Genomic DNA, 13,058 nt, shown 5'->3' with positions numbered 1-13,058 from the left:
TCCCGGCCACCACCGACACACCCGGCCGGGCAGACCGCACCGCCCTGGGTGATCGGCGCCCCAATGAGGACAGGACCTGACCTCGTTCACGCCTACGGTGGTGACGTCACGAGGAGCGACAGGAGAGGAAGGAAGCGGCCGATGGACCACTTCACCCCCGAGGGGTACACCAGCGTCGCGCCATGGGTCGTCACCGACGACACGGGCGCGCTGCTCGACTTCATCACCGCGGCGTTCGACGGCGAGGAGATCGCCCGGGTCGCGGTCGCGGACGGCAGCATCGGCCACGGAGAGATCCGGGTCGGCGACACGGTCGTGCTGGCCTTCGACCGGCGGCCGGACTGGCCGGTGACGCCCTCCATGCTGCGGGTCTACGTACGGGACGCGGACGCCGCCATGGCCGCCGCCGTCGCCCACGGAGCCCGCGTGGTCACCGAGGCCGCCGACAGCGCGTGGGGGGACCGCGGGGGCCGGGTGAGGGACCCGTTCGGCAACATCTGGTGGGTGATGAGCCGGGTCGAGGAGGTCGCCCCGGACGAGGCCTGGCGGCGCATGTCCGAGCCGAAGTACGCCGCGGCCATGCGCACGGCCCAGCAGACCCTGGACGCCGAACTCAGCGGCCGCCCCTCGGGCGTGGCCAGCACACCCCGACGGCCGACCTAGGAGTGGCTTGTTCCGAGGCCGCGCAGCGCTGTTGACCCCCGGCCCGGCGGGGCTACCGTTGTCGCTGTTGCCCGGGGACGGCGAAGGGGGAGCTTCATGCTGGACGAGGCGATGGTCGCGCTGGCGGCTTCGGTCGGTTCGGGCGTCGTACAGGCCGCCGGAACGGACGCCTGGCTCGCGTTGCGGAACCGGCTGGCGCGGCTGTTCGGCCGCGGGGACCGGCAGCAGGAGACCGTACAGCTGGAACGCCTGGACCGGACCGGGGCCGAGCTGACCGCGGCAGGGCAGGACGGCGATGGGAACGAGGAGCGGACCCTGCACGGCGCCGCCTGGCGGACCCGTACCGAGGACCTGCTGGAGCAACTGGAACCGGACGAGCGGGCCGCGGCCGCGGCGGAGCTCCGGGCACTGCTCGACGAGGCGGCGGAGGCGGCGGAGGCGGCGCGCACGGGCGCCGCGGGATTCACGCGGAACGTGTTCCTCGGCCCGACGGCGGTGCAGTCCGGGGACGGCAACGTCCAGGTGAACCGGTTCGACGCCCGCCCGTGAGCGGGACGGAGTCCGACAGGGGCGACGACGGACGCGGCGACGTGCGCGGCGACACCTACACCGGCCCGTCCGGGGTCCAGCGCGGCAGCGGGAACCTCCAGGTCAACTTCCACGAGCACCGCGCCGGTATCGTGTCGGCCTGCGCGGTCGCGCTGGTGTGCGTGGCCACCGTGATCGCCGTCCGGGTGGGCGGGGGCGACCGGGACACCGAGGCCGTCTCCCCGCCGGCCAAGAGCCCGGCCACGGCCACGGCACCACGTCCGGGTGCGGCGGATCCGTCGGTCCTCACCGGGCGGCTGGTCAACCGCGACAGCAAGCTGTGCCTACGGGTGCCCGGCCCCGACGACGGCCTCGTCCCGGTGCAGGACACCTGCACCGACGCCGCCGACCGGACCTGGACGCTCGCCCCGCAGGACGCCGACGGCGACACCCGCACGCTGCGCAACGCGCACAGCGGCCGGTGTCTGACCGTGGTGGGCACGGAGAACTTCGCCCCGGCCCGTCAGTTCGCCTGCACCGCCGCCCGGTACGACGGTCAGCACTGGGAACTGCAGTGGGGGAGAGGCGACCGGGCCGAACAGTTCATGCTGCGCAATGCCGTCAACACCAAGTGCCTGACGGTACAGGGACGCGAGACGACCCGGCCCGCGGCCCAGACGTCCTGCGGCGACCACTACGACGACCAGTGGTGGCAGCTCGCCCCCTAGGGTGCGTCCTGCCGATCAGGCCGGGCTCGCGGGCGGACGAGCGTCCGCAGCATCGCCGCGCCCGCCACCACCGCGCACGCGTGCAGCACCACCGCGACGGCGAGGTTCTCGGGCGGGCGTGCGCCGACCGGTTCGGCCCACGCCATGTACAGGGTGATGGGCAGCTTCCATCCGCTCCACGCGAACAGCGAACCCGACCCGACCCAGCCGAACACCAGGGGCAGCACGCGGGGCAAGCGGGCAGGTCGTGCGCGGGCGATCACCCCGGCGGCGGCGGAGGCGGCCAGCGCCCAGAATCCGGAGACCGCCCCCAGCACGTACCAGTCGGTGTTCCGTTCGACCGGGTGCGCGATGCCCGCCGTGCCGCCGGCCGCCCAGTAGAGCCAGAGCAGCCCGACCGCCGCACCGACGACGGCCGCCCAGGGCAGGGCCCTGCGCGGGCCCCCGCCGACCCGCCCGGTGAACGCACCCGGCCAGCGGCGCCGCAGGTACGCGGGGACCGCGAGGGCCAGCCCGAGCCCCATCCCCACGAAGCCGAACTGGACCAGTACGCCTTCCCAGACCGGCATGGCCGGATCTGCCGGGTCGGCCGGACCACCGGCCCCGTCGGCCCCCGCGTCGCCGCCCGTGTCCAGCAGCGCGCCGAGCACGCCGAACGGGAGTATCGAGACGAGGAACCCCGACCCCACCCACGCGCAGAACGCGACCAGCGCCCCCGGTATCCGCATGCCCCAGGGCCGCACCAGCGCGAGCGCCAGTGCGATTCCGATCGCGGCCATACCGACCGTGACGGTGTTGAGCACCACCCACTCCGTCTTGCCGAACCCGTTGCCGACCGGCAGCAGCCCCATGAGCGAACCCACCACCCAGGACACCTTGATCAGCAGGTACGGCAGCAGCGCCAGTGCCGCCCCGTACGCGGCCCGCCGCCCGACCCGATCCCACCGTTCCACCCGAACTCCCCTTCCACCAGACGGAGTCCCATCCTCGACGGCGGCTCCGGGCGGCCGCATCCGCCGCCTGTCGCACCCGCCTCCCCCGTCCGGGGGAGGCCGGGGGATACCACGGGGCCACCGGGCCGGGCCGGGCAGAGCCGGGCGAGGGCCGCGGGCACGAAAGTTTCACAACTCGGCGCGGACCGTGCGCGGTACGCGGCCAGGGGCGTCCCCACGCGGTCGCAGCCGTCCGTCGGGGCCGGCTCCGGCGGACGGCCGCAGGGCCGGGTCCGTGTGGGTTCGGGCACCCCGGGCCCTCGTACGGCAGGCGCGGGACGAGGATGTTCCGTTTGGCGTGAACCCGCCCGGTCGGCGGGGCGGCCGAGGTGGGCCCCTCCTCCGGGGGCACCGGGAACATCCCAGGCGGCAGCGGGCCGGACCCGTACGGCGAGGACGGGTCCGACCCTGCGGCCGGTGGGGTACCACGGCCGGGGTCGGCGGGAAATCGCGGTGTCCGGGAGAGCCGCGCACCGGGCGGGGCCGGGGAGCCGTCCGTGCGGCGGCGCGGGTGCCTGGCCCGGGGCCGGCCCGGAGCCGGCGCGACCGGGCCGTGCCTACGTCATGTGCGGCGCACCTTTGCTCAATCATGACCGGGACATGGCAGGGATGTTACGCATCCGTGGACCCCTTGTGGGTGCGTCGGGGCTGGGTCAACCTTTCGTAGACGACGGCCTGTCGGGCTTCGCATTGTCATGGTCATGCCTATATCCACGGCTCCGTCAGGCCGCTGTTCCACCCGCAGTGCCCACCCAGAGGAGGACCCCCCACATGTCCGTGATGCGTCACACCCGCCGGAGGCTCGCCGGCATCGGCGCGACCGCCGTCGCCGCCCTCGCGCTCGGCGCGGCCGCCGCGTTACCCGCCTCGGCGGCCGACAGCGGCCCCCAGGGCGTCATCGAGAACGCCGGTGCCGCCGGGACCGTCTCCGGCAGCTACATCGTGACCCTGAAGGACTCCGCCGCGCGCTCCACCGCCGACAGCGGCAAGGCCGTCGCCAAGCGGTACGGCGCGAAGATCGACAAGACCTACAGCGCCGCCCTCAACGGCTACTCCGTCGAGGTCTCCGAGGCGCAGGCGAAGAAGCTCGCCGCCGACCCGGCGGTCAGGTCCGTCGTGCAGAACCGTGTCTTCACCGTCGACGCGACCCAGCCCAACCCGCCGTCCTGGGGCCTGGACCGCATCGACCAGCGCGCGCTCCCGCTCAACCAGAGCTACACCTACCCGGACAAGGCCGGCGAGGGCGTCACCGCCTACATCATCGACACCGGTGTCCGCATCACGCACCAGGACTTCGGCGACCGCGCCTCCTACGGCTACGACGCCATCGACAACGACAACACCGCCCAGGACGGCCACGGCCACGGCACGCACGTCGCCGGCACCGTCGCGGGCGGCGCGTACGGCGTGGCCAAGAAGGCCAAGATCGTCGGCGTCCGCGTGCTCGACAACAACGGCAGCGGCACGACGGCCCAGGTCGTCGCGGGCATCGACTGGGTCACCCGCAACGCGGTCAAGCCGGCGGTGGCCAACATGTCGCTCGGCGGCGGAGCGGACTCCGCGCTCGACACGGCCGTACGCAACTCCATCGCCTCCGGCATCACCTACGGCGTCGCCGCGGGCAACGAGTCCACCAACGCCTCGACGAAGTCACCGGCGCGCGTGGCCGAGGCCATCACGGTAGGCGCCACCACCAACACCGACGCCAAGGCCAGCTACTCCAACTACGGCACCGTCCTGGACATCTTCGCGCCGGGCTCCTCCATCACCTCCTCGTGGGGCACCGGCGACACGGCCACCAACACCATCTCCGGCACCTCGATGGCCACCCCGCACGTGGTCGGCGCGGCGGCGCTGTACCTGGCGCAGAACCCGGCCAGCACCCCCGCCCAGGTCCGCGACGGCCTGGTGGGCGCCGCGACCCCGAACGTGGTGACCAGCCCCGGCACGGGCTCCCCGAACCTGCTGCTCAACGTGGGCGACGGCGGCACCGTCCCGCCCGGCAAGCGCTTCGAGAACACCGCCGACTACGCGATCAACGACAACGCCACCGTCGAGTCGCCCGTCACCGTCGGCGGGGTCGCCGGCAACGCCCCGGCGTCGCTGGCCGTCGCCGTCGACATCAAGCACACGTACATCGGCGACCTCAAGGTGGACCTGGTCGCGCCCGACGGCACCGTCTACACCCTGCACAACCGCGCCGGCGGCAGCGCGGACAACATCGTCAAGACCTTCACGGTCGACGCCTCCGCCGAGGTCGCCAACGGAGTCTGGAAGCTCCGCGTGAACGACAACGCGAACGTCGACACCGGCAAGATCGACTCGTGGGCGCTGCAGTTCTGAGTCCAGGGGACGGCGCGTGACTTCCGAGCCGCGATGAACAGGCGGGGGCGACCACAGGGTGGTCGCCCCCGCCGCGTTGCGTCCGCGCCGGGCCGCGTCCTCACCGCAGACGGCAAAAAGAAAAGGCAAGGAGGTCACTCACTCCTTGCCACTCTCAAGATATAGCGCACCAGGGGCCTTGCGGCAAGACCCCGGTCGTGGAGCAGAATCTCCGACCGAAGCCAGAACCTGACGAAATCAGGGATTCGTGACGTACGTACAGCTATGCCTGCGTACGTACGGGCCCGCGGGGGCGCGGAGCGACTGGCGGGACGCAACCTTGTCGAACGGGGAATCCTGATGATTGACGTGATCGTTGTCGGCGGCGGGCCGACCGGTCTCATGCTGGCCTGCGAGTTGAGGCTGCACGGTGTGCACGTGCTCGTACTGGAGAAGGAGACGGAGCCGACCCCGTACGTCCGCGCACTCGGCCTCCACGTGCGCAGCATCGAGGTGATGGCCCAGCGCGGCCTGCTGGACCGGTTCCTCGAGCACGGCCGGCGCTACGAGGTCGGCGGCTTCTTCGCCGGCCTCGGCACGACATGGCCCGACCGGATGGACACCGCCCACTCGTACGTCCTCGGCATCCCCCAGACGATCACAGATCGCCTGCTGGCCGAGCGCGCCGCCGAGCTGGGTGCGGAGATCCGGCGGGGCTGCGAACTGGTGGGGCTGAGCCAGGACGAGGACGGGGTGGACGTCGAGCTGGCCGACGGTACGCGGCTGCGCTCGCGCTATCTCGTCGGGTGCGACGGCGGCCGCAGTACGGTGCGCAAGCTGCTCGGCGTCGGCTTCCCCGGCGAGCCCTCCCGGGTCGAGACGCTGCTGGGCGAGATGGAGTTGACCGCGGAGCCCGAGACGCTGGCCGCCGTGATGGCCGAAGTGCGCAAGACGCAGCTGCGGTTCGGCGCGGCGCCCTTCGGCAACGGGGTGTACCGCGTCGTCGTGCCCGCCGAGGGGGTGGCGCAGGACCGGGCCGTCCCGCCCACCTTCGAGGAGTTCAAGCAACGGCTGCGGGCCGTCGGCGGCACCGATTTCGGCGTGCACTCGCCGCGCTGGCTGTCGCGGTTCGGCGACGCCACCCGGCAGGCCGAGCGCTACCGGGTCGGCCGGGTGCTGCTGGCCGGCGACGCGGCCCACATCCACCCGCCGACCGGCGGGCAGGGCCTCAACCTGGGCATCCAGGACGCCTTCAACCTCGGCTGGAAGCTGGCCGCCGAGGTGGGCGGCTGGGCGCCGGAGGGGCTGCTCGACACGTACGAGACCGAACGGCACCCGGTGGCCGCCGACGTGCTGGACAACACGCGCGCGCAGATGGAGCTGATGTCCACGGAGCCCGGCGCCCGGGCGGTGCGCAGGCTGCTGTCCGAGCTGATCGAGTTCGAGAACGTCAACCGGTACCTGATCGAGAAGATCACCGCCATCGGGCTCCGCTACGACTTCGGCGAGGGCCACGAACTGCTCGGCCGGCGGATGCGGGACATCGCCCTGAAGCAGGGGAGCCTCTACGAGCTGATGCACGGCGGCCGCGGACTGCTGCTGGACCGGACCGGCCGGCTCTCGGTGGCGGGCTGGGCGGACCGGATCGACCACGTCGTCGACATCAGCGAGGAACTGGACGTGCCCGCGGTGCTGCTGCGGCCGGACGGCCACGTGGCATGGGTCGGCGACGACCAGCAGGACCTGCTCGACCGGCTGCCCACATGGTTCGGCGCGGCCATCCCCTAGGTTCTGCTGCGCATCGGTCATTCCCGGCCAAGCGTGCCGAGAATGACCGTCCGAGACCGATGGGAGAAAGAGGGCTGATCCGGTCAACGCCCCGACCTGCGGGCACGTGGCACGATGCGCGCTGCTGCTTGCACGATCCTCGCGCTCCTGCGAGGCGTGGACCCAAAGGGTGCTGCAATGGTGGCATGTGCCTCGAAGAGCTCCGCACCCTGCTGGCGCGGCACGCCCGCCCCGACTGGACCACTGCCGTCGACGGCGTGCTGATCTCGAAGGTCGACCGGCCGGATCCGCCCGCGCCCTCCATGTCGGGCACGGTCCTGGCCGTCATCGCGCAGGGCGCCAAACGGCTCGCGCTGGGCGAGAGGGTCTACGAGTACGGATCCGGACAGTACTTGGTGGCATCCGTCGACCTGCCGGTCACCGGGCAGTTCACCCAGGCCGCCCCCGACCGGCCGGCCCTCGGCTTCGGCCTCGTGCTCGAACCGTCCGCCATCGCCGAACTGCTGCTGCAGGCCGGTCCCGGGGACATCCCCCGTGCCGGCTCGGGCGCCGCGCCGTCGGGGATGGCCGTCAGCGACGCCCCGCCGGCCCTGCTCGACGCGGTGGTCCGGATGCTGCGCCTGCTCGACGAGCCCCGCGACCGGGCCGTGCTCGCCCCGCTGGTCAAGCGGGAGATCCTGTGGCGTGTGATCACCGGCGAGCAGGGGGCGGCGGTGCGCCAGCTCGGCCTCGCCGACAGCGGCCTCAGCCACGTGTCCCGGGCCGTGCGCTGGATCCGCGAGCACTATGCCGAGCCCTTCCGGGTCGAGGACGTGGCGCGGCTGTCGGGCATGAGCGTCTCCGCGTTCTACCGCCACTTCCAGGCGGTGACCGCGATGAGCCCCATCCAGTTCCAGAAGCAGATCCGGCTCCAGGAGGCCCGGCTGCTGCTCGCCATGCACCCGGGTGACGTCACGGGGGTCGGCCACCGCGTCGGCTACGACAACCCGTCGCAGTTCAGCCGCGAGTACCGCCGCCAGTTCGGCGAGCCACCGAGCCGGGACGCGGCCCGCCTGCGGAGCACCGTACGCACGCCGGCACCCGTAGGAGCCCTCCCCTGAGCGAGGCCGGTAAGGAGGGAGGATCGTGCAAGGAGAGGCGAGGATAGTTCTACTATTCGTGCAGGTCAGAGCGATTCAATGGGGTCAGAGGTTCTTCCGGGCAGCAGGAAAATGCCTGTCCGCCCGTGGATCCCACCACATCGCGAGGGGCACACCATGAAGACCGTTCTGATCACCGGTACCTCCTCCGGCTACGGCCGGGAGACCGCCCGCTACTTCCACGAGCAGGGGTGGAACGTCATCGCCACCATGCGGACCCCGCATACGGTCGTCCTGCCCGAGTCGGACCGGCTCCGCGTCGTCGAGCTCGACGTGACCGAGCCCGGGAGCATCAGCGCCGCGCTCGAAGCGGCGGGGCCCGTCGACGTCCTGGTCAACAACGCGGGCGTCCCCTCGATCGGGGTGTTCGAGGGCACTCCCATGGCCCGGGTGCGGGAGGTCTTCGAGACCAACACGTTCGGCGTGATGGCGATGACCCAGGCGGTACTGCCCCGATTCCGTGAGCGCGGCTCCGGCGTGATCGTCAACGTGACCTCCAGCGTGGTGCTGGGCCACATGCCGCTCACGGCCGTCTACAAGGCGAGCAAGATGGCCGTCGAGGGGTTCACCGCATCCCTCGCACTCGAACTCGCGCCCTTCGGCGTACAGGCCAAGACGGTCGAGCCGGGCGCCTGCCTGACGACGAACTTCGGACACCGGGCGACCAACGACGGGTCGCCGGACGAACTGGTTCCGGCGCCCTACGCGGCCTTCGCGAAGAAGGTCATGGAGGAGTTCACCGGCCAGGACCTGTACACCAGGGAGGGCGACGTCGCCGAGACCGTGTGGCGGGCCGTCCACGACACGACCGGCCAGCTGCGGTTCCCGGCCGGTGCCGACGCGGTCCGGCTCGCCCAGGCGAAGTGATCGACTGCCTGGAGCCTGGTCTCGGCACAGGTACGGGCACCAGCGCAGGCGCAGGCACCGGCACCAGCGCAGGCACCGGCACCAGCGCAGGCACCGGCACCGGCACCGGCACCGGAGCCGGAGCCGGTCAGGGGGCCGGCGCGCGCGGGGGGACCGGGCGGGCGGCGTCCTCCGGCAGGTCCTGAGGGACCGTGGCGGCTCCGTCGGCGCGTACGGCATCCACCACGGTCTGATGCAGGAGGCGGCTGAACTCCTCGGACTCGCAGCGCACCGGACTGCCGGTCACGGTGAACCAGTCCGAGCCTCCGCTGTACTGCACCGCCACATGGGCCTCCGGGCTCGACCAGGTGGTGTGCACGGTCAGGTCGCCAGTGAGGACTCCCGCCTCGTCGGTGCGTACTCCGCCTCGTCCGGCGAAGACGCCTGTCGTCGTCCACGAAGCCCAGGTCATGGCGCATCGCCCCTCACCGCGGAGTGCCTCTGATGCTTCCACGCTACGGCGGGTCCGGGATTCTCGCGTCCCCGCGGCAGCGCGGCCCGCGCGGGCAGGGCGCCAGGGCGGGCCGCGGGCGGCGATCAGTGGCCGGCGGCGGCCTTGACCAGGGCGACCGCGGTGCCGATGGCCGCGTCCAGGGTGCCGGCCAGCAGGGCCAGACCCGTGCCGACACCCATGCGGATGCCGCCGTACCACCCCCACGTGAACAGCCCGGCGACGCTCACCCCCGCCGAGACCAGCAGGGCGGTGTCCACCGCCATCAGCCCGAGCGCCGCCGCACCGATCAGGACCAGCGGTCCCGCGGCGGACAGCAGCAGCGGGCTGCTGACGGACAGCATGCGGCGCAGTTCGCGGCCGGTCGCCAGACGCCCGTGGACGACACGGTGGGCCTGCTGGTCCGCGACCAGCGCGGCCAGCCAGAGGCCCACCGCCGCGGTCAGGACGGTCGCGGCGGCTCCGGTGGCGCTGATGTGATCGGAGCCCGCGAGCCCGATCACCACCGAGATCATGGCGATGGTCGCGTACAGCCGCTCCTTCAGCCGCGCGGCGGCGAAGTGCGGATCGCGATCGAAGGCCCGCTCGTCGTCCGCGCCGGGGACGGCGCCGCCGGGGTACCCGGCCGGGGGCATCTCGTCAGGGGCCATGGCGCCTACGGTAGGGCCGGCCGACGGCCCCGTCCCGCAGGCGGGCGGGCAGCGCGCCGTGCGGACGACACGGCGGCACCCCTCCGGCGAGAGATCCGCACGCGACGGCCGCCCCGGCCCAGCCGGACCCGCCCAGCCCTACCCGAGCCGCGCCCGTCTGTCATCCCGCAATGTTCCGGATCCCCTGGTCCCGGGCCCCGTTGCTAGGTTCCCCACCGCCAGCCCACACCGCTGCGCGCCGGATCCGCAGCCACCGACCGGCGTCGCACCCTTCCGACCAGGAGGCCCCGTTGGCCGCGAACCACCCCACCCGCAGGAACATCCTCAAGACGGCCGGCGGGCTCTCGGCCGCGATGGCCCTGGGCGCCGGAGGCGTCCTGTCGGCGGCGTCCCCGGCCGCGGCGGTCGGCGACGGCTTCGGCCTGCGCATCGTGGACCGCAACGAGAACGACCACCGGATGTGGTACTACCGGTTCGACACCGAAGCCATCGGCTGGGATCCGGCGGTGAACGTGCTGCTCCCCGACGACTACCACTGGAGCGGGCGCACCTATCCCGTCCTCTACCTCTTCCACGGCGGCGGCACGGACCAGGACTTCATCACCTTCGACCGCGAGCGCATCCGCGACTGGACCGCGGGCAAGCCGATCATCGTGGTGATGCCGGACGGCGGCCACGCGGGCTGGTACTCCAACCCGGTGAGCTCGAACGTCGGTCCCCGGAACTGGGAGCACTTCCACATCGCTCAGCTGCTGCCGTGGGTCGAGGCGAACTTCCGTACCTTCGCCGAATACGACGGCCGGGCCGTCGGCGGCTTCTCGATGGGCGGCTTCGGCGCGCTGAAGTACGCCGCCAAGTACTGGGGCCACTTCGCCTCGGTCAGCGCCCACTCCGGCCCGGCCAGCATGCGCCGCGACAACGGCCTCGTGACCCACTGGGCCAACCTCTCCTCCGCGGCCCTGGACCTGGGCGGCGGTACGGTCTACGGCGCGCCGCTGTGGGACGAGGCGCGGGTGAACGCGGACAACCCGGTGCAGCGCATCGAGAGCTACCGCAACAAGCGGGTCTTCCTGGTCGCGGGCACCAGTCCCGACCCGATCAGCTGGTTCGACACCGCCAACGAGACACAGGTGCTCGCCGGTCAGCGGGAGTTCCGCGGCCTCCTCGACCGCGCCGGGATCCCGCACGAGTCGCACGAGGTGCCCGGCGGCCACTTCGTCCGCCACGACCTGCTGGACCACGACATCAACGGCATCATCGCGCGGCTCCGCAAGGCCTGACCGGCTCGACGACCCAGGGGGAGGAACGTCACGTGCTTCTCGGTATGTCCCGACGCGCGTCGGTACTGGTTCTGGCGGCGGCGGCCGCCGCGGCACTGCCGGCGCTGGTGGCCCCGTCCACCGCCGCTGCCCGCACCGCGGCCTTCGCCGCCTCGTGCCCGACGTCCGGCTTCATATCCCAGTACTACAGCCAGGAGCACAACGGCATCGACATCGCGAACGACTACGGCACCCCGATCCACGCCGTGGGCGACGGCGAGGTCACCGTCTCGGGCTACGAACCCGGCTACGGCCAGTGGATCCGCATCCGTCACGGCGACGGGACGGTGACCGAGTACGGGCACATGAAGCAGCGGGACGTCGCCGTCGGCGACCGTGTGACGGCCGGACAGCGCATCGCCCTCATGGGCAGCGAAGGCCAGTCCAGCGGCCCCCACCTCCATCTGAGGGTCTGGGCCGACGCGAATGCGAGCATCCGCACCGACCCCGTCCCCTACCTCGCGGAGCGCGGGGTGGAAATGCCCTGCACACCGGGCCAGGGTCCGGGCCCCGGTCCCGCCCCTCTCGTGCATCCGGTGGAGTCGGGCCGGGTGGTGTCGGCCCGGTCGGCCGACGGTCGGCTGGAGGTGTTCGCGGCCGGCGCCGACGGTGTCCACCACGCCTGGCAGACCGACGCCAACCGCGGCTGGTCCGCATGGGAGAGCCTGGGCGGTCCCGGCAACGGCGAGCTGGCCATCGCCGCGAACGCGGACGGCCGGCTGGAGATGTTCGCGATCAACGGCAGCACCTTCCAGCACCGCTACCAGCTCGCGCCTTCCGGTGGCTGGTCCGGGTGGGAGTCCTTCGGGGGCGGGGGTCGCGACATCGCGGCCGGCGCCAATGCGGACGGTCGTATCGAGGTGTTCGCCTCGGGTCCGGCCGGGATCTTCCACCGCTACCAGCTCGCGCCCAACGGTGGCTGGTCCGGATGGGAGCCGACGGGCGGCGGGCCGGTGCAGGGCCGGATCGAGATGGAGAAATCCGCTGACGGGCGGCTGGAAGTCTTCGCGGTCAACGGGGACACCTTCCAGCACCAGTACCAGACGGCCGTCAACGGCGGTTGGTCCGCCTGGGAGGACTTCGGTGGTGGCGGGCACGATCTGACCGTCGACCACAACGCCGACGGCCGGCTGGAGGTCTTCGCCTCCGGCCCGGTCGGTGTCTTCCACAAGTACCAGACCAGTGGCGCCGGTTGGTCGGAATGGGAACCCTCCGGCGGACCTGCCGGCTCGCAGCTCACCAGCGACCGCACCGCCGATGGCCGCGTCGAGGTCTTCGCCATCAACAGCGGCGCCGCCATGAAGACCTGGCAGACCGGAGTCAACGCGCCCTACAGCGAATGGGCCGAATTCGGTGGTGGCGGCACCGAGATCACCGCCACCACCAATGCCGACGGCCGGATCGAGGTCTTCGGGACCAGTGGCGCCGGTGTCTTCCACAAATGGCAGACCGGGTTCTCCACCTGGTCCGGCTGGGCCTGGGTCGGCGACACCGCCGGCCCGGCCGTCAACTGACCCGCCGCCCGCAGACCCTGCCGGGGACGTCGGAAATGGCCGATGTCCCACCGTGCAG

At 72.3% G+C, this 13,058-nt stretch carries 12 protein-coding genes; 9 read left to right on the top strand and 3 right to left on the bottom strand.

The genetic code is table 11. The features are described from left to right. The first annotated feature begins 141 nt into the window (after positions 1 to 141). The 3 genes from JYK04_RS02855 to JYK04_RS02845 all read left to right on the top strand — a co-directional run bounded on the left by JYK04_RS02855 (position 142) and on the right by JYK04_RS02845 (position 1,919). Positions 142 to 663 (top strand): VOC family protein, encoded by a 522-nt coding sequence (locus JYK04_RS02855; RefSeq protein ID WP_189743582.1) that lies wholly within the window; start codon positions 142 to 144, stop codon positions 661 to 663. A 96-nt stretch (positions 664 to 759) separates the two neighbouring features. Beyond that, positions 760 to 1,212 (top strand): hypothetical protein, encoded by a 453-nt coding sequence (locus JYK04_RS02850; RefSeq protein WP_189743580.1) that lies wholly within the window; start codon positions 760 to 762, stop codon positions 1,210 to 1,212. After that, positions 1,209 to 1,919, top strand: a complete 711-nt coding sequence (locus tag JYK04_RS02845; RefSeq protein WP_189743578.1) for an RICIN domain-containing protein — start codon at positions 1,209 to 1,211, stop codon at positions 1,917 to 1,919. Before JYK04_RS02850 ends, JYK04_RS02845 begins: the two co-directional genes overlap by 4 nt. Here JYK04_RS02845 and JYK04_RS02840 read toward each other — a convergent pair. Next, positions 1,916 to 2,872 (bottom strand): hypothetical protein, encoded by a 957-nt coding sequence (locus tag JYK04_RS02840; protein WP_189743576.1) that lies wholly within the window; start codon positions 2,870 to 2,872, stop codon positions 1,916 to 1,918. The genes JYK04_RS02845 and JYK04_RS02840 overlap by 4 nt on opposite strands. A gap of 810 nt (positions 2,873 to 3,682) precedes the next feature. On the opposite strand from JYK04_RS02840, the gene JYK04_RS02835 reads away from it, so the two are divergent. The 4 genes from JYK04_RS02835 to JYK04_RS02820 all read left to right on the top strand — a co-directional run bounded on the left by JYK04_RS02835 (position 3,683) and on the right by JYK04_RS02820 (position 9,027). Further along, positions 3,683 to 5,254 (top strand): S8 family peptidase, encoded by a 1,572-nt coding sequence (locus JYK04_RS02835; RefSeq protein WP_189743574.1) that lies wholly within the window; start codon positions 3,683 to 3,685, stop codon positions 5,252 to 5,254. Positions 5,255 to 5,593: 339 nt separating this feature from the next. Continuing rightward, on the top strand, positions 5,594 to 7,021 hold the full coding sequence (rox, locus tag JYK04_RS02830; protein ID WP_189743572.1) for a rifampin monooxygenase: 1,428 nt from the start codon (positions 5,594 to 5,596) through the stop codon (positions 7,019 to 7,021). Between the two features lie 185 nt (positions 7,022 to 7,206). After that, positions 7,207 to 8,121 (top strand): AraC family transcriptional regulator, encoded by a 915-nt coding sequence (locus tag JYK04_RS02825; protein ID WP_189743570.1) that lies wholly within the window; start codon positions 7,207 to 7,209, stop codon positions 8,119 to 8,121. A 156-nt stretch (positions 8,122 to 8,277) separates the two neighbouring features. Beyond that, on the top strand, positions 8,278 to 9,027 hold the full coding sequence (locus JYK04_RS02820; protein ID WP_189743568.1) for an SDR family oxidoreductase: 750 nt from the start codon (positions 8,278 to 8,280) through the stop codon (positions 9,025 to 9,027). Positions 9,028 to 9,154: 127 nt separating this feature from the next. Here the strand turns inward: JYK04_RS02820 and JYK04_RS02815 are convergent, their stop codons facing one another. Both JYK04_RS02815 and JYK04_RS02810 read right to left on the bottom strand, forming a co-directional pair. Continuing rightward, positions 9,155 to 9,478: a hypothetical protein gene (locus tag JYK04_RS02815; protein WP_189743566.1), complete on the bottom strand. Its 324-nt coding sequence runs from the start codon at positions 9,476 to 9,478 to the stop codon at positions 9,155 to 9,157. 125 nt (positions 9,479 to 9,603) lie between these two features. Beyond that, the gene (locus JYK04_RS02810; protein ID WP_229876458.1) at positions 9,604 to 10,167 is read right to left on the bottom strand and encodes a hypothetical protein; all 564 of its coding nucleotides are present in this window, start codon (positions 10,165 to 10,167) and stop codon (positions 9,604 to 9,606) included. 353 nt (positions 10,168 to 10,520) lie between these two features. Between JYK04_RS02810 and JYK04_RS02805 the strand changes: the two genes are divergently transcribed. Next, positions 10,521 to 11,447 (top strand): alpha/beta hydrolase, encoded by a 927-nt coding sequence (locus JYK04_RS02805; RefSeq protein WP_373297485.1) that lies wholly within the window; start codon positions 10,521 to 10,523, stop codon positions 11,445 to 11,447. A 32-nt stretch (positions 11,448 to 11,479) separates the two neighbouring features. Then, positions 11,480 to 13,000 carry a DUF8189 domain-containing protein gene (locus JYK04_RS02800; protein ID WP_189743564.1) on the top strand — a complete coding sequence of 507 codons (1,521 nt, stop codon included), beginning with the start codon at positions 11,480 to 11,482 and terminating at the stop codon, positions 12,998 to 13,000. The last annotated feature ends 58 nt before the right edge of the window (positions 13,001 to 13,058 follow it).

Source organism: Streptomyces nojiriensis, from assembly GCF_017639205.1.
GTDB classification, from domain to species: domain Bacteria; phylum Actinomycetota; class Actinomycetes; order Streptomycetales; family Streptomycetaceae; genus Streptomyces; species Streptomyces nojiriensis.
The sequence above is the reverse complement of the archived record's forward strand: the minus strand, read 5'-3'. Positions and strand labels throughout refer to the sequence as shown.

Coding starts and splice junctions, on each gene's coding strand:
- JYK04_RS02855 (WP_189743582.1), top strand. CDS start 142: ATGGACCACTTCACCCCCGAGGGGTACACCAGCGTCGCGCCATGGGTC.
- JYK04_RS02815 (WP_189743566.1), bottom strand. CDS start 9,478: ATGACCTGGGCTTCGTGGACGACGACAGGCGTCTTCGCCGGACGAGGC.
- JYK04_RS02835 (WP_189743574.1), top strand. CDS start 3,683: ATGTCCGTGATGCGTCACACCCGCCGGAGGCTCGCCGGCATCGGCGCG.
- JYK04_RS02825 (WP_189743570.1), top strand. CDS start 7,207: ATGTGCCTCGAAGAGCTCCGCACCCTGCTGGCGCGGCACGCCCGCCCC.
- JYK04_RS02810 (WP_229876458.1), bottom strand. CDS start 10,167: ATGGCCCCTGACGAGATGCCCCCGGCCGGGTACCCCGGCGGCGCCGTC.
- JYK04_RS02850 (WP_189743580.1), top strand. CDS start 760: ATGCTGGACGAGGCGATGGTCGCGCTGGCGGCTTCGGTCGGTTCGGGC.
- JYK04_RS02820 (WP_189743568.1), top strand. CDS start 8,278: ATGAAGACCGTTCTGATCACCGGTACCTCCTCCGGCTACGGCCGGGAG.
- rox (WP_189743572.1), top strand. CDS start 5,594: ATGATTGACGTGATCGTTGTCGGCGGCGGGCCGACCGGTCTCATGCTG.
- JYK04_RS02805 (WP_373297485.1), top strand. CDS start 10,521: ATGGCCCTGGGCGCCGGAGGCGTCCTGTCGGCGGCGTCCCCGGCCGCG.